This is a genomic window from Massilia sp. UYP34, assembly GCF_056279385.1.
The window spans coordinates 1-18,916 of sequence record NZ_JBWBRF010000022.1; the positions used below are offsets into that span (position 1 = coordinate 1).

Annotated in this window: 23 protein-coding genes; 3 read left to right on the forward strand and 20 right to left on the reverse strand. The window is 45.0% G+C overall.

Annotated elements, in window-relative coordinates; all coding sequences use genetic code 11:
- Window positions 1-38: 38 nt before the first annotated feature.
- From ACZ9AQ_RS21270 to ACZ9AQ_RS21310, 9 genes are all read right to left on the reverse strand, one after another.
- Window positions 39-1,433, reverse strand: a complete 1,395-nt coding sequence (locus ACZ9AQ_RS21270; RefSeq protein ID WP_429206663.1) for a type IV secretion system DNA-binding domain-containing protein — start codon at window positions 1,431-1,433, stop codon at window positions 39-41.
- A 4-nt stretch (window positions 1,434-1,437) separates the two neighbouring features.
- Window positions 1,438-1,875, reverse strand: coding sequence for a hypothetical protein (locus tag ACZ9AQ_RS21275; protein WP_429206664.1), 438 nt, complete (start codon window positions 1,873-1,875; stop codon window positions 1,438-1,440).
- A 34-nt stretch (window positions 1,876-1,909) separates the two neighbouring features.
- Window positions 1,910-2,272, reverse strand: a complete 363-nt coding sequence (locus tag ACZ9AQ_RS21280) for a hypothetical protein (protein ID WP_429206665.1) — start codon at window positions 2,270-2,272, stop codon at window positions 1,910-1,912.
- Window positions 2,273-2,306: 34 nt separating this feature from the next.
- Window positions 2,307-2,627 carry a hypothetical protein gene (locus ACZ9AQ_RS21285; RefSeq protein ID WP_429206666.1) on the reverse strand — a complete coding sequence of 107 codons (321 nt, stop codon included), beginning with the start codon at window positions 2,625-2,627 and terminating at the stop codon, window positions 2,307-2,309.
- A gap of 135 nt (window positions 2,628-2,762) precedes the next feature.
- Window positions 2,763-3,737, reverse strand: a complete 975-nt coding sequence (locus ACZ9AQ_RS21290) for a hypothetical protein (RefSeq protein WP_429206667.1) — start codon at window positions 3,735-3,737, stop codon at window positions 2,763-2,765.
- 100 nt (window positions 3,738-3,837) lie between these two features.
- Window positions 3,838-7,350 (reverse strand): AAA family ATPase, encoded by a 3,513-nt coding sequence (locus ACZ9AQ_RS21295; RefSeq protein WP_429206668.1) that lies wholly within the window; start codon window positions 7,348-7,350, stop codon window positions 3,838-3,840.
- A 15-nt stretch (window positions 7,351-7,365) separates the two neighbouring features.
- On the reverse strand, window positions 7,366-7,635 hold the full coding sequence (locus ACZ9AQ_RS21300; protein WP_429206669.1) for a hypothetical protein: 270 nt from the start codon (window positions 7,633-7,635) through the stop codon (window positions 7,366-7,368).
- Entirely contained in the window at window positions 7,635-7,940 is a 306-nt protein-coding gene (locus ACZ9AQ_RS21305) for a hypothetical protein (RefSeq protein ID WP_429206670.1), read from the reverse strand. The genes ACZ9AQ_RS21300 and ACZ9AQ_RS21305 overlap by 1 nt, the downstream gene beginning before the upstream one ends.
- A gap of 2 nt (window positions 7,941-7,942) precedes the next feature.
- Window positions 7,943-8,551 (reverse strand): hypothetical protein, encoded by a 609-nt coding sequence (locus ACZ9AQ_RS21310; RefSeq protein WP_429206671.1) that lies wholly within the window; start codon window positions 8,549-8,551, stop codon window positions 7,943-7,945.
- 366 nt (window positions 8,552-8,917) lie between these two features.
- On the opposite strand from ACZ9AQ_RS21310, the gene ACZ9AQ_RS21315 reads away from it, so the two are divergent.
- Genes ACZ9AQ_RS21315 through ACZ9AQ_RS21325 form a run of 3 tightly spaced genes read left to right on the forward strand, consistent with a single transcriptional unit; the run spans window position 8,918 to window position 10,219 of the window.
- Window positions 8,918-9,202, forward strand: a complete 285-nt coding sequence (locus ACZ9AQ_RS21315; RefSeq protein ID WP_429206672.1) for a hypothetical protein — start codon at window positions 8,918-8,920, stop codon at window positions 9,200-9,202.
- Window positions 9,195-9,932, forward strand: a complete 738-nt coding sequence (locus ACZ9AQ_RS21320; protein WP_429206673.1) for a hypothetical protein — start codon at window positions 9,195-9,197, stop codon at window positions 9,930-9,932. The genes ACZ9AQ_RS21315 and ACZ9AQ_RS21320 overlap by 8 nt, the downstream gene beginning before the upstream one ends.
- Window positions 9,933-9,943: 11 nt before the next feature.
- Complete coding sequence (locus tag ACZ9AQ_RS21325; protein ID WP_429206674.1) at window positions 9,944-10,219, forward strand: hypothetical protein; 276 nt, start codon at window positions 9,944-9,946, stop codon at window positions 10,217-10,219.
- Between the two features lie 50 nt (window positions 10,220-10,269).
- Here ACZ9AQ_RS21325 and ACZ9AQ_RS21330 read toward each other — a convergent pair whose 3' ends face one another.
- From ACZ9AQ_RS21330 to kaiC, 11 genes are all read right to left on the reverse strand, one after another.
- Window positions 10,270-11,079, reverse strand: coding sequence for a hypothetical protein (locus tag ACZ9AQ_RS21330; protein WP_429206675.1), 810 nt, complete (start codon window positions 11,077-11,079; stop codon window positions 10,270-10,272).
- A 42-nt stretch (window positions 11,080-11,121) separates the two neighbouring features.
- Window positions 11,122-11,283 (reverse strand): hypothetical protein, encoded by a 162-nt coding sequence (locus ACZ9AQ_RS21335; protein ID WP_429206676.1) that lies wholly within the window; start codon window positions 11,281-11,283, stop codon window positions 11,122-11,124.
- Window positions 11,284-11,373: 90 nt separating this feature from the next.
- Window positions 11,374-11,556, reverse strand: a complete 183-nt coding sequence (locus tag ACZ9AQ_RS21340) for a hypothetical protein (RefSeq protein ID WP_429206677.1) — start codon at window positions 11,554-11,556, stop codon at window positions 11,374-11,376.
- 1,233 nt (window positions 11,557-12,789) lie between these two features.
- Window positions 12,790-12,981: a hypothetical protein gene (locus tag ACZ9AQ_RS21345; RefSeq protein ID WP_429206679.1), complete on the reverse strand. Its 192-nt coding sequence runs from the start codon at window positions 12,979-12,981 to the stop codon at window positions 12,790-12,792.
- Between the two features lie 20 nt (window positions 12,982-13,001).
- Entirely contained in the window at window positions 13,002-13,157 is a 156-nt protein-coding gene (locus ACZ9AQ_RS21350) for a DUF4113 domain-containing protein (protein ID WP_429206680.1), read from the reverse strand.
- Window positions 13,158-13,259: 102 nt separating this feature from the next.
- Window positions 13,260-13,574, reverse strand: coding sequence for an EAL domain-containing protein (locus ACZ9AQ_RS21355; protein ID WP_429206732.1), 315 nt, complete (start codon window positions 13,572-13,574; stop codon window positions 13,260-13,262).
- A gap of 581 nt (window positions 13,575-14,155) precedes the next feature.
- Complete coding sequence (locus ACZ9AQ_RS21360) at window positions 14,156-14,701, reverse strand: hypothetical protein (protein WP_429206681.1); 546 nt, start codon at window positions 14,699-14,701, stop codon at window positions 14,156-14,158.
- Window positions 14,702-14,872: 171 nt separating this feature from the next.
- Window positions 14,873-16,561: a response regulator gene (locus tag ACZ9AQ_RS21365; RefSeq protein ID WP_429206682.1), complete on the reverse strand. Its 1,689-nt coding sequence runs from the start codon at window positions 16,559-16,561 to the stop codon at window positions 14,873-14,875.
- A 4-nt stretch (window positions 16,562-16,565) separates the two neighbouring features.
- Complete coding sequence (locus ACZ9AQ_RS21370) at window positions 16,566-16,898, reverse strand: circadian clock KaiB family protein (protein WP_429206683.1); 333 nt, start codon at window positions 16,896-16,898, stop codon at window positions 16,566-16,568.
- Window positions 16,895-17,227, reverse strand: a complete 333-nt coding sequence (locus tag ACZ9AQ_RS21375; RefSeq protein WP_429206684.1) for a circadian clock KaiB family protein — start codon at window positions 17,225-17,227, stop codon at window positions 16,895-16,897. The genes ACZ9AQ_RS21370 and ACZ9AQ_RS21375 overlap by 4 nt, the downstream gene beginning before the upstream one ends.
- 9 nt (window positions 17,228-17,236) lie before the next feature.
- The gene (gene kaiC, locus ACZ9AQ_RS21380) at window positions 17,237-18,904 is read right to left on the reverse strand and encodes a circadian clock protein KaiC (RefSeq protein ID WP_429206685.1); all 1,668 of its coding nucleotides are present in this window, start codon (window positions 18,902-18,904) and stop codon (window positions 17,237-17,239) included.
- Window positions 18,905-18,916 lie beyond the last annotated feature (12 nt).

Below are 18,916 nucleotides of genomic sequence, written 5' to 3' on the forward strand. Positions count from 1 at the left end.
GGTTTCATCATGACGGCACTCGCTGGCTTGGTTCGATGTCAGGATTTTACCCAGCCGCAGGCGTCTCGGCCGAGGTTTTTAGAGGTGGCCTTAAGCAAACCACTCATCATGAAGTGAGTGAAGTAGTTCTCTGGAATGTCTTCTGTTTTTTGCTCTTCGTCTTCGCCTACAGTTCTTGTAAGAGGGTATGCAGTGTTTATGAACCAGTTAAGCCAGAAAGGTTTCTGAAGAAGTGCAACACTCATTTGATGAATGTCAGCTTTGTGGTGGTAGCCATTCCAAATCTTGGCAAGCTCGATAGCGTCAGAAGAGTTCACTGATAAAGTGGACATGTGAGTCCCTACAGTGTTTTCAGGCCCTTCAAGAGTCTTCAATGCGTCTGGATAGTGCTCACGAGCGATCTCTATTAATGTTTTTTGTGGTTGATCTCTCCAATACGCGAAGTGTGAGAAGTTCCAATCTTCGCCGCATTGATTGCGTAGGAAGACCATGATAGCTACACCGATAGCCCTTGCTGAGTCAGACCAGTACGGCTCTTTCTCATTGGTCGGAATTCGTCCTGCCCAAAACGCTTTAAAGTCGGCGTCATACTCCAAGTCCCTTGCAAGCCAGTACTCAACACTGTGCTTTTCATCAGGCGCAAACTGAACTGTGTATTTTGCTTTGAACAAGTTGCCGTATTCCCCTTTTGGGGTATCTATAATCATGAGCTTGTCACGGCTACCATTTAAGATGCGGTAATACACTTGCATAATCTGTTGCTTTAGTACAACACCTTTTCCGCGCCGTGAGCCTCCAAGAAAGACCTGATGTGTCCTTCTGGAATCGTCCGGCATTCGTATGACTTTAGCTTTCTTGTCAAAAGTCTCTGCTACATTTGGTTTAAATCCCTTGTCGCTCGCAATGATCAAAGCTCTTCTACCATGCGGGAATTTTTCGCTCACTGTCGCTTTGATTTGCGCATCCCATGTGCGCTTTAAATCGTTGAAAGCTTCTTGTCCCTTTAGTAGGGTCTTGCCTCGGATCTGACGCTGGTTGTCTACAGGCTTCCAGGAATACATAAAGAACTTGTAGCCTACATAGCCACCGAAAACTGTTGCAAGGAAGTGTCTGATCGCTATCAGATGAACCTGCCCATTTTCAACAACATGATTCATCCAGCCACCATAGCTATAGTAAGACGGTAGCTTGACAAGCCTGCTTATGAACCAGTGATTGAAGTAGTGAAATATGTGTCCGAGTTTGCTGTAGTTAGACTCAGGCACAGGGAGGAAGGGGAAGTTGAACCAGGTCAAAAATAGGACAAGACTTGCCGTAGCTACAAAGCCAAGAACAGCTAGTGTAATAGCTGTCCCTGCGTGAATCACTGGTGTATATCCATCTAAGACACGTTTATCCCCCGGTAGTAAAACTATGGGTTTTTCATCTTTCATCTAATCATTTTCTCCCGAAGAAATTGGCTATGACGAATTCTCTTGAGCTTCCGCGATTAAGTTCGCCTGCGCGTTTCAGTGCTTCCTGACATTTTTGTTCAACATACTTCTCGCCTTCCACAATCTTTTCGCCAGGGCTATACAATTCATGTGCTTTTAAGCCGTCTTGATAAATGGTCTTCATACGAAATGCTGCTGCTCCAGCTTGCTCTTCAATTTGTGAAGAAAGTCTTTCTTGCTCGCGGCGTGGCTCCTGACACTCTGTTTTGTAGATAGCATCTTTAGCTGCAAAAAGACGGTTCTCTTCTTTAACTATGAAAATCTCTTCCAAGTTGTTTGCACGTAGAATTCCTGTAAAAGCTAATGCTCCAAGAACCACTGTTCCTAATAAGGCGAAAAATACCTTCCCGTTGTTTCCTTCATTGTTGCTGTTTTGATTCATTTTTATTCTCCTGTAATTTGTTTGTATGGTTGGCTTAGATCAACACACTTAGCCATTCGTAGATTGCGCCAACTTTGTACCCAACAAATACTGTTGCGGCGAATGAGGCAAAGAAGATTGCATGAGTTTTCAAATCAACAATTACGGTCTTGCGTGCATCCTTCTTCTTTTCGATGTCGGTTCTCTCTTTCAATGCTCTGCAATTTTCGTCAAAATTGTCTATGTAACCTTCCATTAGGACTGGGTCAATCTTAGTGTCGTCGTCAGATAGAATTATTGCTTCGTATTCTGCATGTGCTTTGTTGAATTCTCTTGTTCTTACCTTCATGTTAAACTCCTGTTTTATTTTTGTTGTTAATATAGTTATAGCAAAATGATTTCCAAAGTAAAGGGTCATACCCTGAATTGGATATCATATGTGTTTAAAAATATCAGGTGGAGTGTATGAAGGGTTTTGTATCGGGATCGAACTCTCCCAAATCTGGAAATTCTTCAAGTGTCGCTGGCTGATGGGTTGTTTGTTGAGGAACTATCGCACTTTCAAGAGGCGCTATGTTGTCTGTGCAAACTACGATTGCTGTTCGTTCATTAGAAGTCCAAGTGATTGTGTGCATGATCTTGCAGTAGAAGCGAACTTCATCTTTTAGTGCAAAAGCTAGAGCGTTTGGGCAACCGTCGCAAACTAGTTTTTCTTCAGCTTTGGGCTTTATATTTTCTTCTACTGTTTTGAATAATCGGGTGTTAGTCATCATTTCGTATCTCCTTAGTGTATATATTAGTTATATATAAAACAAAAGGAAAAGCAATAGCTAGGCTTAAGTCAAAAGCATTATTTGGAAAAAGAAAAAGCCCCATGAAGGGGCTTTTGATGGATAGAGAAGGGAAGGTTAGTTCAGAAAAGCTTTGATGAGTTCGTCAGCTTTAGTAAAGTCCAGGACACGTTCAGTGTCTATGTCGTTCGATGATAGTGTTTCTTCCAAGCTGTTTAGAGCTTTGATCGTGCAAAACTTGCGTACAGTCTCGGGTTCGTCTAATAAATGGAGTGCAATAATCGCACCCATGCGTTCTACAACTTTGTGGTCATAAACCTTGCGAACATCTAGGTTTCGATAGAACTCAAGGAAATATTTGAAGTTTCCGTCACCCATCGCATGTCTTACTTCTAAAACTTCAGGACGGTCAAATACATCTTCAGGAACAATGATCTTGGCTCCACGTGGATCTGCAAGTACAGCTTCCACTACTCTCATTGCAATGTATCCAGGAATAACTGATTGGATAGCTGATAGTTTTTGATCCTCGGTTCCGTGTTCTCTTAAGTACCTAAATTGAACGAAGTGAGCTATAGCTTCGCTCAAGATTCCGAAATTGGTGAAGTAATCGTTGTCGGCAATTGGCCTTCTCAACATGAACTCGACGGTATGCCCTAGCTCATGAAGAAGCAGATCAACAGATACGAAGCCATTTCCTTTAGGTGGAAGCAAAACAGCATGTTCGTTCTCGGCGCACGAGAGTGCTCTTCCTTCAGATAAATGGTTCAAGCCGTTGACGCGAAGAACCCTAACCTCTGAGAGATCGACATCCAATAACTTTTCAACATAAGTCTTGCAGAAATCAATCTTATCGTCAATTTCTTCAAAGGCACTGTCGTCTGTAGGTTTCGTGCTTCTAGTGATTACCTCATTAGAGATGAAGGTGTCGTTGATTAGTTTATCTGCTTGGGGAAACTTGTACTGACAATATTTATTGTTATCGTTGTAGTTCTGGATTTGAATTTCAAGAGACTGCGATTTGACTTTTCGTTCAGCCCTATATGCAGCTTTCCGTTTACGTTCTAGATCATACAAAATTGCCCTGCTCATCGGTTCTCCCTAATGATGACTGAATGCTACGGCTTCAGGATAGCGGAAATAAGTCGTCCATTGCAACGACTTACTGATGAGGAGGGCGGTTTTTCGTATGTTATCTGGTCAAGCCCAACTCCTTCTTCTTGGCCTTCGTCTTCTTCGCAGCAAGGGCCGGCGCCGCTGACTCTGGCACTACAGGCTTGATGGTAGGAAGCTGGTTCAACATGATCGGCTTACTCTTGCGAGCGTGTTCAGGGATGAATTCCTCTTCCTTCTTCACCGCCTTGGCCTTCATGACTGGCTCGGCTATACCTGCGGCCAAGTCCTTCCTCAACTGCTTCGCTTCCTTGTAGGCATTTACGTGCTCGCCGTCTAGTAGCTGATAGTCCAATGTGCTCTTCTTATAGCTTTCCTTCGCCATCGCAGAAATAATATTGGTAAAATCGTCAACCCTATGTTGCACTATCCCTACCTCGGCCATCTTCTCGTAGTTCTCGTTCAAGAATGCTCGTGCCTCTCCAAATGACTGAGTGACTTCAAGCGGAAGCTCTACACCTCGGCTCTTCGCTACCAGGCGTGCAACCTCTACCATCCTTGCGGTCGGTTCCTTGTCTTCAGCTTTTTCGGCAAGCTTATCCGCCATCTGGTCACTCAGAAACATGGTCACATTTTTTTTATGTCTAGAGCAAGCCACGTACGCCTGGTGCAAACTGTTACTATTTTGAGAAGGCACATACATAGCCGACATTTTTGTTTGCCCTTGGCTCTTGTGTGTTGTGATGCAGTACGCTGAACGGATAGCAGGCTTCTTCTTCTTACAGTCCATGAAGACTTCCTTGCCAGTGTCCAGGCGAATTTGAAGAGCAATCGGCTTCTTGGTCAGCTTGTCCATCTTGAAGCCAATGACTGTGCCAGTCTGTGAGTTCGCAACTTCAAGCGGATCTGCATCGCTACTTTTACTGCTCTTGGTGAAAATAACGCGGTCGCCCTCGGAGAACCCTCTCTCAACCTTATCAGCGCATGTGATTGTTGCCTGATCCACTTCTGGCAGTTTGCCTTCCTTCTTCAATGCCGCACGTACCTCGTTGTTCAGGCGCTCCACCTCAAAGTTAGTCGCTGCAATCATTACCTTCTGTTCAAACGAAGTCGCAACCTCCACCTTCTCAGTCTTGGACACGAAGCCGTTGGGGCCGGCAACCTTGACTGTCTTCTCTTCCATATGGGTTGCAGTCATGTAGGCTTGTACGGCCGCTGCAATGCGCTCGTCTTCGGTCTTGGTGATAATCACTCTGCCGTGGTCGTAAAGGCTTCTAACGGCCTTTGCTGACCTCCCTGATGCGAAGTCGTTGACCATCTCACGTTGCCAGGAATCGCTTTGACGATTGATCTCTGTAACAGGCGTGAATCCGAACTCATCGCTCAAGGTTCTCAGTACGCTTCCAAGCCCGACATTTTGCAATTGCTGTACCTCTCCAGATAGAACCAGTCGGGCTCCTACCTTGTTCGCATGCATAACTAAGTCATGCATTGGTTCAAGATCCATCATGCCTGCCTCATCAATCACAATAACGGTGTCCTTAGTGATTTTTTTCTTGTCGGTCTTTAATAGCTGTAAGAGTTTAGCTGTATTGAATGACTGTCCAGCTTTCATGTTTGTAGACTTTTCTAACTCAATTGTCGCGGCTGCTGATGTTGAAGTTCCCATCATAGTCACGCCCTTGGTTTCGTAGAAGTCCTTCACACATTCAAGTAAAAAGCTTTTCCCACTCCCTGCACGTCCAGCTATATTTACAATTCCGCCCTTGCTACAGATTGCAGCTATAACCGCGTCACGTTGTCCCTTGGCCATCTTCACAGGCTTACCGAACTGAGTACTCTTCATATCTTCCCAACTGATAATAAATTCTGATACTTCCTGTTCAGAGTAGGAAAGGTGCGACTCGTCCTTGCGAGCATTCAAGGTGTCAAAGATACGCATCTCCATATCCCGTATGCCCTTGGTAGTAAATTGCATATTTTTCGACCATTGAATCATCTTCTGCTGTCTTTCAAACGGCTCCATAGCCTTGTTCTCCATGAACTCTTTGAAGTAGTCCAGCTTGGTCTTGTCCATCATGTGTAGGCAGTTATCGTTAAAGAGCTGCTCAGCCTTGCGGAAAGCCCCTTCCTTGTCGTGAGTCTCGAGAAGCTGCTTGACCATGTGTGCTTTGAACTGGTGCTCAGTAAAGCTCACTTCACGGTGCTTGCGGATGAAGCCCTGAATCAATCGTTCGTCGGCTGCTGCATCGCTTTCGTATGTTGTCTCTACCATTTGGACGGAGCGACGCTTAGCGGCCGGGAGATTACCCTGCTTGTACAAACCTGCTGGCACTTGGTAGTTGAACTTGGTGCTTTGGCCGTTACGAACCGCTTGAGCGTTCACCTTCCTCTGGTAGTTGGTAAGCAACTGCTCGTCATCGAGCTTGGCAGTGTTCGGCATGACTTGGTTGAACCTCATAGCCTTCTTCACGTGGTCCGCGGTGAAGCCTAGTTGGTCGTATTGGACTTTCCACTGTGCTCTAAGCTCAGAAGGGGAGAGGTCAGTCTTCTCGTCACGAGTCTCAAGGCGAGCATGTTCCATTTCCAGGAAGCTCATAGGCTTACCCTTCTTCTTCACTGCATCTTCGATCTCCTTCTGGCGTGCGCCTGCGAAGTCCTGGACGTTTTGAGGTACGAAGTCGTCAGTTAGATCGTAAGCACAAATATTCTTTTCATGGTCGGCAAGGAATTCATTGTTCAAGTCGTCGTCCAAGTAGACAGGTTTGAAGACAAAGCCAAGCTCTTGCTCCATCATGTGCTTCATTGCAGCTTGAAAGATGGCGTTGTAGTGATCTTTGTTCTGCACAACCTGATCAGTGTTTAATGAATACAGCTTGTCGTCATATCCTAGAGCTACATTCAAAAGGTCCCCATGTATATGATAGAAAGGAAGTTCGCTGCGATTCTCCGAGTGCATGAAGTTCACCCATAAGATTTCTTTCACATAGTGAAGATCTACACCGTCCTTACCAGTTCTTATTAATGCATCTTCTAACATAGCTGGAAGAACATGCTCTTTCATCACTCTGTTGAACATGTCTTTAACCTTGTTCTCAACACTTGGATCTTCAGTTGCAAGCCTAGCAACAGCAGATGACACATTGCCAGCTAAGCCAAAAATAAACTCAACACCAAGACGCTTCTGCTTCGTGTTAGTAGCAGGCTCAAGAACATAGTCACCCTTGCTATTAATCTGTGAAGCCGCTTTGGTGAATTGAACCATTTTGCCGCGTGGTGTATCAATGACTAAATCTTGTAGAGGAGAGTCAGCAGGTATTTTTGCAGCAGGCGCATAGCCATTACAAAAATCTTCCCAAAGGTCTAAAGTCATCACTTGATCAGTCAACCCTAGCTCTTTTGCGATACCACCCGCAATCATAGGGTTGAAGGGCATACTCTCAATGATGGCTTTAAACTTCGGGTCGTTGAGGTTTGGATTTACTTCGTCTGGATATGCTTTCTTGATCTCGGCAAGCAAAGCAGTCATGTTGTACTTCAACTGCTTCTTGTGGTAGTCCAAGTTGTTCATCTTTTTAAAATCTATAAGCATGGGCTGTGTCTCTTGTTATTTGTGTGCGTTGATTGTATTGATTTTGAAATATAGGTCTTCCAGGCGTTCATCGGTCTTGGCATTGCCATCATTTACAGCTTTTGTTAATTCTTTCAAAGCCATTGTGTTCTGAACATAAAGCTCGTGATACCTAAGCATGAAATCAACGGCCTTCCTGTATGCCTCGCCCTTACCCTTAATGCCATGTGCTTTTTGAAGTAGCTCAAGCTTCAATGCATCTTCCTCAAACACCTTCACTGAATCTACTCGTAAGTGGTTTTTCATTATTTATCCTTTCCCTTGGTTGGTTCATTGGTTCGCATTTTCAAAGCTGCTTGTTGAAGAAAGCTCTGCTTTTCAGCCTGCTCTTTTCCTTCCTGTTCTTTCGCCTTACGCTCCCTATCCATCAATATTTTGATTCGGTGAGACATATCCTTTCTCAACTGCTCATGCGGATTACGGTTGTGCTTGGTGCAAGTGTCGTAGTACTTCGCCTTCAACTCTGGATCAATTGGAATGACTAGAAAGCCTTTTCCTATTAGCTGGCTTAACTGCTCCATAATTTCTTTGTCAAATGGTGATCCGCTCATAATTATCTACCTCTCCCTAGAGACTTTGACTTAACGATCTTGACAGTGTTTTTGTGTTCAGGCTTTGAGAACTCGGTGATTAATTCCTTTGCGAAGTCGTCAAGCTCAACTTTGTACTCACTCTTTGGTGTGTCAACCAATACTGGTGGAATCTTTTCACTAAGTTCACTCTTCATCATTTTATTTATGTCTGTATAGCCTTGGCTGGTTGATCCAACTAGTTCAGCCATTTGTATTGGCAACTCCTTCGCCATCACTTTATCTAAAGCATTACTTCTCTTGATAGCATCAAACTCTTTAACGGTCACGTTTGAGTAAGCGAAGTTCTCAGTGTTGATGTCAAAGCGGTAGCTCTTAATGAACTCTTCAAGGTTCGCTTCATGCTTGGTAGTGAAAAGAACTTTTCCCATGTTGATGAAGCTGAATCTCAAATCTACGCCTGACTTCTCTCTGATCTTATTAATAGCGCGGCATGCTAATGAGTTGTCGTTCCTGTACTTCGCTACTTCAAAATAGAAGGCTCCGGTAGTTGGGTCCACTACTTGTTTTACTTTAGTGTCAGCTTTCAATAGCACTTCATTCCACATGTTTATTTTATTAGTTATGTTCATAGTTGATCCTTTTTTATTGGTTTATAGCATTAATATAGCTATAAAAAATAAGGAGTCAACGGGTCATACCTTATATATTTGTGAAAATCGTCCATGAGCCTAGAGGCTCAACGGGAAAATGAAATTTTCGCAAACTATACATTTCAATGTGATGAGTGCTTATGAATTACTTTTTAAGAACAACGGCGAAAAAATTACATCGACAACACTAAAAAAGACACATACTGATTTTGGAAGACATACAAAGACGTTCGCAGATAAATCAAGACATAAAATGTTACTGAACAGACTCAAACTGATAGTTTGGGTTGTTGACTTTTCTTTTTCATCGATTATGATTAATTAAAATGAAATTATGGCGAATCGATGAATATTTTAGAAATGACTAGGCAGGCGATTAGAGATGAAGAGGATAATTTGCTTGTGCATGAAGTGCGCGACTCACTTGCGGATGTGTTTCGCAAGAACATTCGCTTATGGGACTATGAGCTTTTGCCGTTGCTTAAGATACAGCGTAAGAATCAATATCAGTACTTAGCTGACTTACTTACCAGGGCGGGATATGAATGCTCGGTAGACCAGGTTGGGGCATATCTTTCTAGAACTCGTGCTGAGGTATATGGGAAGAGAAAAGGGGCGAAAAATGATTGATGATAATTTCGCTCAATGGACTAAAGAATTATTAGACGAAGAGAGAAGAAACGGTAAGGCGACTAATGTTCTACAAATTTGTGTTGAGAACTTCGATGTTTGGGAAAATGAATTGATACCGTTGCTTCGTAGAAATGGTAAGCCGTGGTATCGGTCAATCGTTGAGATGTTGCATAAGAATGGCAACACTAATGCTAACGAAGCAATGATTCAAAAGTACTTTTCTCGCATAAGGAAGAAGAAGGGGCTAACTGGTCAGAAAGCATCTATTGCTTCTTCCCTCACACAAACTCGCTCCGTCGACGTCGTACCTAGTCCAGTAGCCGTGTCGCACCAGGTGGCGCCAGTGGAAGCGGTTGAGACACAAGTTCTTCCGCACCAGATACAAGCTGTCCGTCACACGCCTCCTAAACCGGCTATCGATCAGGAACATGCACATGTCTTTGCCAAGACTTCGCTAACTCCTGCTGTAGATTTTGAAGATTTGCGTGAAGAAGAAGACAGGTGGAAGAGGGAAGCACAAGAAGGGTGGGTAGCTGAATGGACGGGTGTTGATGAATATGTGTGGTTGGGGTTCCTTGAGAAAATTAACGAATACAACAGGTACAACAATCCAAAGTGGACTGTGTCGGGCAACCACACTAAATTTAAGAATGAGCTTGGAACCGAACAACAGAAAAACGTGTTCGATCTATTGAAGAGGAAGGTGGTAGTGCAAAGAAAAATTTAAAAGGAGAAAGTATGAAAGACGATGATTTTGAAAGAATAAGTGCAGAGGTGAGGCGGCTAACATATGAAGCCATTGAGGAAGGACACAGAGCTTCTATACTCGTCAAGCCAGGAATGACACTTGATGAAGTTTTCCAGACTAACTATAGAATTTTCCTAAGTGATAGATTTGCGAGTTGTGATTATGGAAGAGAGTTCTGGATTGCTTACATCCTTGAACTTAATGGCTATGAAGCTTCTATTGGTGAGATTGTAAAGCGGTTAGATTTATTGAGAAAAAGAAGCTAGCATTTCACAAGTATGCTAGACAAAAGAGAAAGCCCCTAACGGGGCTATTTTTATGCAAGGTAAGGTAAGAAGTCGCGCTCAAAATCGTTAATCAACTCGTCCAAAACTACCCAATCAAATAGATCCATTTTCCCCTCGTCGTTCATCTTTCTCAACTGTTCAAAAGACTTGGACTTAATTAGTGAAACTGCTGTAGGTTCCAACTTCGTTCTGATAGTGATTGTGCTTGCTTGCCCTTGTGTGATCATGTCCTGAATAATCTTACTGTTCGCAAACGCTTGGTGAACTTCTTTCTTGTTCTTCCCCATTAGTCCTTCATTGAAAACAAATAAGAAATGAATGTTCTCAATGTCTATACCGTCAAAAGTGCTGATCATCGCTTCGGCTGATGCAATAGACTTGTCAGGGGTAGCGATAGGTACGATCTCAAGAATGTCGCGTTTCATTAACTTATGTATCTTCACATATGCTTCTTGTGATGGAAGCTTGTTTTGCTCGTCAATGCCGTCCGCTGGATTGTCTAACAAAATATCAACTTCTTTGATTTCTGCTACGCCAAGAATATCAATAGACTTTCTACCGTCTTCTCTAACGTCAAAGTGGGCAACCCCCTCAATAGGATCTTGCTTACTAATATCTAGTAATTGACCTTTACTGTACTGTCCATGAACAGTTAAAAGCTCTTGGTGGTGTTTGTCTAAAGTGAACTTTGCTAAACGAACTCCAAGATTCTTGCATACACCAGCAACTAACAAACTTAGGATAGTTTTACCTACGCTTCCTTCGTTGCTGATGATGTTGATTACCTTCTTGTTGCGCTCTGCTGTTTTGACTGCTTCTCTTAATTCTCTGATACTCATATAAATCTCCTGTTGTTATTTTTTTGTGTGCCGCTCGGTTTCTTATTTTGCTTTTGGTGTATCTCTATCAATCTTCTCTTGAACTGCTATCTGAATGTATTTCGCCATAGTTCGTTCCTGATCCTTTGTAAGCTCCTTCGCTTTCAATGCAACTCGTAATGGCAATTTCAGTAAGTAGCAATATTTTTCTTTTTGTGTATCCATGTATTCTCCTTTTCTTATGTATATATAAAGTATATAGCAAATATATATTCTGGAGTCAACATGGAAGAGCCTCTAAAGGCTCTTATATTTTTAAATTGAAGCTAACCAATTCATGAAATTTTCATTTGTAGGGTTGGCTAAGTAGATTGCTTCATGTTCTGTTATGAAATCGTAGTCGTCTGCTTCAATTTGTACTTCTGCATAACGAACTGTGTTTGTATTGTACATCTGTGCTACCGGGTTTGATGCTGATAATAATTCTAATGTTCTCATGTTTGCTCCAATTTTATCGTTTTAGTTTTTATTTTTACTTACCTGTGACTGCATCAATCATGCTGTCAAGCTTTACCCAAACATAGCCCACTACGTTCCAAATCATTGAGCCAATTGTGTCTTTGAAGAAGGCCATTCCAAGTATGCCGATTATTAAGAAAAGTATCGCCATTTTAATTCCCCTTTGTTTTTGTTGTTATAATCCTATGATATATTATTGATATACAAAAGCAAGGTTAAGGCAAGGTTTTCCGACAAACGGTAAGAAACACAGATAAACGGCAAAAATGGATATCAGTGGAAGAAAACGACCTCGTGAGAAGGCTCAGGTTGGGCTTTCGCAGTGTAGTTGGTACGAATGTGCCAGGTGTATGAAAAAACGCTTGTAGGGCTTCTAAACGAATTTCAGCAAAGCGGTAGGGTGTTCAAAAAAAGAGAAAACCATACGAGCCAAGCGCAGCGTAAACGGAGGGCCCTGCGGGTTGAGCGACTAGATAGCGGGGTGGATTGATACCAGGGCGAAGCTGGAAGTCCTGCAAGGACAGGGAAGGGCGAAAGCCTTCAGGTAGAGACTATTAGTATCGTATTTTCACGCACAGTCTGCAAGGAAGTCACGGCCCTCGTGCGATCACGATTTGACCATCGGCAGTTTGGTAAAGTTGGCAACTTTGCACTCTTAAGGCTTACTGTAGTAAAATCTAGCGTTAACAAGTCCAGTTAAAGTTAGACCACACGGATCAAATGAAATCTATGCAACGTCATTTTGTAACTTCACGTCTCGGACGTGGAGTTGTTCACACAACAGAAAAGGATGATGGAAGCGTAGAGATAAAGGTACGTCTTCTTGATCATCCGGAAACCGATAACTTCGTACTTCAGGTTGATCAGAGCGGTGTTGAGTCATTCGGTCTTCCGCACATGGAGATGTTATTTCGCCTGAGTCGTATTTCTATCTCTCATTTGCTCTCTCAGCTAACTCGTGGCGCGCAACTCGATAGTAGCAAGCTAGATTTGACGGTAAAACCTTGGAATGGGGACCTTGCGGAGAGAGCTTTCGGCGGCGCCACGGTTGGATGCGTACATCTGTACACCTAGATTGTATCGTTTAGGACCAGGGCGAAGCTGGAAGTCCGTCAGGACAGGGAAGGGCGAAAGCCTTCAGGTAGGGGTGAGGTTTTGATGAGGTAAGAGAAAAGCCCACATAGTTGTGGGCTTGGATTGGAGTGTAGATTTTTACAGTGCTTGCTGGAGGTTGTTTAATCCTGCTTCAGCGGCTCGCTTAGCCTCGCGTTCCAAAGCTTTACGTTCACGTTCATCTATCCGTTTTTTCGCTTCGTCCTTTTCAGCTTGGGACTTGTGAGGATGATTCGTGATCTTAAAATCTTTATCGGCTTTTCTTTGTTTTGCATAACTCACATAAGGCATTGTGACTCCCCTTAGAGTGTTCAGTTGGCTCTTGCTACTGGTAGTTCGTCCCATCTTGTCGTGTAGCAAGGTGTCTTGTTTTCTGCCTTCATAGACCAGGTGGCGGTTGTGCCAGCAGATCCAAGCCTGACTGTATCACGGCCATAAAGGTTGTTGAGGCTGTCTAGCGCTTCCATGATTTTCTTACTCTTCTGTTTAGTTTCATAAACCTTAAACCTTGAAGCCAATCTACGGGATTAGGTGAGAGGCTGGTAGTCGGACAACAATTCAAAACCCGCTTAGCCAGCGCTGAAGTCATCAATGGCAGTGCGGAAACCGAGTTTGTCATAAGCTCGGATGATCCGCACGAGATGTGAGCGGTCTTGCACGCGTTCACCTTCGGTCACTTCGAAAATAATGTTTTCGACTGAGAAATCATGCTCGCGGGCTGCTGCCAAGATCGACTGAATACAGGTCGCCGGATAATTGACAGCATTCGGCAAAAAATTGATTGAAAGCCGTTCGCGGCTACCCAGGCAGGCCGCGCTATGTATAGCCCCGACGCGGCACCTTTGGTCAAACTGGTATAGATTGTCGGCAGTAACGCGGCGCAGAACCTCAGCGGCACCTTCGCCATTCGGACCGCGTACTAAAGCCTAGTAAGCGACGATACTGCGGTGGCTAACGTCAACAATCGGCTAGTAGGAAAAGCGTAGCTCAAAGTCAAGTTTTTTGCTCTGATGACACTTGTCGCAGCCGTGGATATCCGAATGCGGAATTGACTGGAGGGAAATCATACGTGACCTGTATCGTAAGGTCACAGTGTGCACAGAAGGAAACGCTAACGGATCAGAAATGTGCGCACGACTGGGAAAATCGGTCCTTTTGTGGACTAGTATCTCCATTTTAATACTTGACTTCCTGACCTTGCGAAGTGCGAATATGATGGCCCGACGTGCTCTAAGTAGTCTCCCCCATAGGTGGCAATGCTAGCCGGACAGCCTTTTTCATTTTTGGCGGTTACTATTGATCATGCGGGTGCTCAGATCAAGGTCTCGCGATTGTCGCGCCTCCGATTCACTTGCAGCGTGAAAGTACTAGCGCCAAAAAAATTCGCCCTTCGATACATAGGTGGTCTGATCTGGATTAGCAGGCCATTAGTTTCTGGAAAATGCGGTGCTGCAACAAGTTTAATTCAATCGCGGCCATTTTTCCGATTTCGATTACGATCCAAGATGTTCAATACGAATTCAGTAGTGACTCCGTATACAACATGCGCAATCAAGCCGCGTGCATGCGCTTGCCAAGGATACGAACCCGGTTTTGCGCCAAGCCCGCTTAACGAATTCAAGGCTTCGTCCTGTACCAAGAAAAGACTGAGACCGAATAGCGCTCCACGCGATACTCCATGACCAGGTATCTTCTCTCGCATCAATGCGTACCCCGCCGCTGGCGTAATACCAATCGAGTAATGAGTTAAGTTTCCAGCAACGTCATGCTGGCGGTCAGTCAGATTCAACCCAGTAAGCTGTTCGACTTTGCTGACCAGCACGTGTGAAGGCGGTTCCCCTCCAGGCCGGACACCTATCGTCTGTGCGCGCGCTAATGGATCCTCTCGGTTCCACATAAACCAGTCGACACGGTCAAGTGCCCACACAGCCACTGCGCCAGCCACTACACCCATCAATGCTGTAGAGACACCCCCTGCCGTATCCGTGTCTAGTGGAATAAATTTTTCCATAACTCCTCCGGTTCGTTGTTCGTCATCGTATAACGGAATGACAGAACAATACGCACGATTCATCTCAGCGGATTTTTTGGACAAGGCATGCTTTCAGACAAGTGTGCATGGGGCTCGCTTTCCAACTTAATGAAAATACCTACCTATGTTTTCTTGAGGACCTTTGGTTGCTTATGGCCGTTCATTTTCTGTGCTACTGTAATTGCTGACTTGGCACGGCTTACTCTCATCAAGAAGTCGCTCTAAAACTTCCTGTAAAATTGCTAAAGAAAACGGTTTGGTCAGAATAGCGGTTTTTCTATCAATCAGCTTTGCTATTTCCGACTGATTGGAATAACCAGTGACAAAAATAACTGGAATATCGATGCCAGCTTGGCGAGTGGCCTTGATCATTTCAGATCCGCTCAAGCGGGGCATTGCATAGTCAACCACTGCGAGGTCAGGCGGGTCCATTTTTATTAGTTCCAAGCCATTCAGACCGTCTGTTGCAGCTGACACTGAATAACCGAGCAAATTAAGACTTTCCACGAGAAAACTGCGAACGTCGTCATCGTCATCTACGACAATCACACGCTTTGTTCGGTTTGCGTAGGGTCCATTTAGCGAATTTTTATTTAGCAAAATCTCAGGTTGCGGCGATACGGTACGCCGAAGCATTATGCGAACATTTGTCCCGATTCCTTCGGCGCTGTCAATAGTCACGGTCCCACCTGCCTGTCTAACAATGCCATAAACTTGCGCTAGACCTAAGCCGGTACCCTGTCCAACAGCTTTAGTCGTGAAAAATGGATCGAATGCGCGTGATACGACGTCAGGGGACATGCCAGAACCTGTATCGGAAACTATGATCGTGAGCCATTTTTCCAAGCTAGTATTCGACTCATCTTCGGCGGAGGTTTGACGAATAGTTAAGGTTCCAAAATTTGACATTGCGTCACGTGCATTGATTGCTAGATTCAAAAGTGCCAGTTCTAGCTGAGTTTTGTCTACTATTGCGTAATTGCTATGTTGATCGAGTTGATAAACCACACTAACCGATGGGCCCAGCGTATGCTGGAAAAGGTCTCCCATTCCAGAAATGAGAGCTGTAATATCGACTGGTTGCAGATTGACTTGTTCTAGGCGCGAGAAGGCCAGCAGTTGCGCAGTAAGTTTAGCGCCTCGCATCGCAGCGTCCAAGCCTCGCTGGGCTAAGGCTGAAATTCGAGCAGGATCGTCAGCTTTAAATTTAATAAGTTGTAGATTGCCGCAAACCGCCTGTAACAAGTTATTAAAGTCGTGCGCTAAGCCACCGGTCAGCTGTCCAACTGCTTCCATTTTCTGAGCGTGCCTCAGCCGCTCCTCGACCTTCCGTGATTCGGTTAAGTCCGTTACAACGACGCCAAACAGTCGTAGATTTGGCGTGTCAGAAGTGATCTCAGCAATTGACATGGCTATAAACGGATGGGAGCCGTCCTTTCGCAATACCAACATTTCCAGCCGTGGTACATCCCTGGCTGAACCTCGGATTGCAGTAATTACTGCTTCGTAATCATTAGCCGAAAGATATTTTTGCAACGAAGATCCGACTATCTCTTCCAACGACATGCCGAATATGCTCGCTATACGGCTGTTGCCGTAAACGATGATGCCATCGTCTGCCAAGGTCATGGCACCTTCGCTCATTTGCTCAATCAAAAAGCGATATGGGCGGTCTGCATTATGTAGTGTATATACTTTAGCATCATCGTGTCTGCCGACTAATAATGCATCTACTTCACCATTGCGGATAGCATCAAGGGTTTCATGAGCTTCTTGCAATTGCTGTCGTAGATCTGCGATAAGGAGTTGTTCTTCAATCTTATCGTACCTAGTATTCATTCCTTCAGTCCCCATACAGATCGAGCATGAGTAGTACCTTAGCATCGTCCGACATTGCGCCGACTGCCCTACGAGTGGGAAGTGGAGCTATTCGAACAAGTGTTGGTACCGCGATGATTTGGGCGTCACGGGCACGCTGAGGGTTTTGATAGATATCGATAACCGACAGATTGACTCGCCCTGCTAAATATTGCTTGCAGACTCGTTCGATATTCACAATCGCTTGCATTGACTTCGAAGTGGTGCCAGAGACATAAAGCTCTAAAATATATTCAACGCCGGGTCTGCTAGGAATATCATCACAAGCAACCGTCTTATATGGTATCGGATCGCTCATGTGTAATCCTGAGCAGATCGAATATCTAGGCCAACGAGGACTTTTTCGGTGTTAGACAAGTCGCCAATGATTCTTGTTAATGGCTCGGGTAGGCGACGCACCAATGTAGGTAAGGCGAGAATTTGGTCGCCGGCTGCTAATTGTGGAGTAGAACGCAGGTCAATGATTTCAATCGTATATCGACCGACCAAATGCTGTTCACAGATGGCTTTTAAATTACGAATTGCAGCGAGCGATTTAGGTGTTTGCCCTGCAACGTATAAGCGTAAAGTGTGGTGGATCAGGCTTTCAGCTGATGCACTCTCTTTGCCATCGACAGTAATATTCATAACGCCTCCTTAGCCGCGCCGCGTTGCCATGGCGAGACGATCTGTTTCTGTCGTTTCCTGTTGCTGCATTAACTGAGCAGTGATGGCTTCGGATTCAGACTCTTCTGCTGCCAGTGACGCACGTAGCTCCGCAATTTGACGTTCAGTATCATGTCTCTTGCGCTCAAGTTCGCGAGCTTGCCGTTCAATTTGCTGTGAAGCGCGCAGGGCTTCTGCACGCTCGGATGCCTCCTGCGCAGCTCGTGCCGAACCAGTCAAGACACCAGCGGCGCCAATGTACGCCGGGATAATACTAATTCCCGAGTCAAGAATTTGGTACTCTCGCAACTGATTTGAATGGCCCATACCCCGGGACTTTAATACGTAGAGGAGGCGGTTACGCTCGCCATTTGCTTCGGTATGTGACAGCGATATCCATGTGTCCATGAGGGACGAAATACTGCGTTCGACTTCGCTCATCGACGAGTCTGCTGTAGATAAACTGGTATAGAGTGCTGTGATACCACGTGACTTTAGAAGATCTACTAAGCGTAACAGGGCTGAGTGGACTTCAGAAGCTGGGCCGCGAAAAGCCGATATTGGATCGATGATGACTACGCTTGGGTCAAATTCCAGGACATCACGATGCATTTTTGCTAAGTGCATCTCTAGGCCATAGAGTGTGGGTCTGCTCGCTTCAAAACGTAATTGATCAGTATCAATGTGTTGCGCCAAGTCTAGCCCCACCGACTGCATGTTGCGCACGATCTGATCAGGCGACTCTTCAAAAGCGAAGAATAGACATCGATTGCCAGCACGACAACATGCATCCGCGAACATCGCTGCGAATGTCGATTTGCCGGTTCCGGCTAGACCCGACATCAAGATACTTGAAGTACGATAGTAGCCATGCCGTTCAAACATTGCATCCAACTGTGGTACGCCAGACGAAACTATTTCGCTAGAAGTACCGTGATTTAGTCGTGCTGATGTAACCGGCAAAACGCTAATACCGTTCTCATCAATGAGAAATGGGTACTCATTGGTGCCATGTGCAGATCCGCGATACTTGACAATGCGCAGGCGGCGGGTTGCAACTTGATCAAGAACACGATTGTCCAACAGGATTACGCAATCCGATACATATTCCTCAATGCCGAATCTTGTCAATTGACCATCACCACGCTCACCTGTGATGACTACAGTGACGTTACGAGCCTTCAGCCATTCGAACAGCCGGCGAAACTCTGCGCGCAGCAGTGTAGTGTCGCTAAATCCGGAGAACAGGGCTTCGATAGTGTCCAGGACGACACGCTTCGCACCGATGGTGTCAATGGCATGTCCTAGCCGAACAAACAAGCCCTCCAAGTCGTATTCGCCCGTTTCCACAATTTCGGTAGGATCGATCCGAACATGATCGATGTACAGCTTGCCGTCACTGATCAGCTGGGGCAGGTCATAGCCTAAGGACGCAACGTTAGCGGCAAGATCTGATGAGGGCTCCTCGAATGACATGAACACGCCGTGCTCATTCGACGCAGTCGCGCCGCTGACCAAAAAAGTCATTGCGAAAAGAGTTTTTCCACTCCCCGCCGAGCCGCATATCAAGGTTGGCCGTCCCAAAGGCAGTCCACCATTGGTGATGTCGTCGAACCCGACGATACCAGTCAGGGTCTTAGGTAGTGATTGATTTGTCATGAGTTTTCTGTC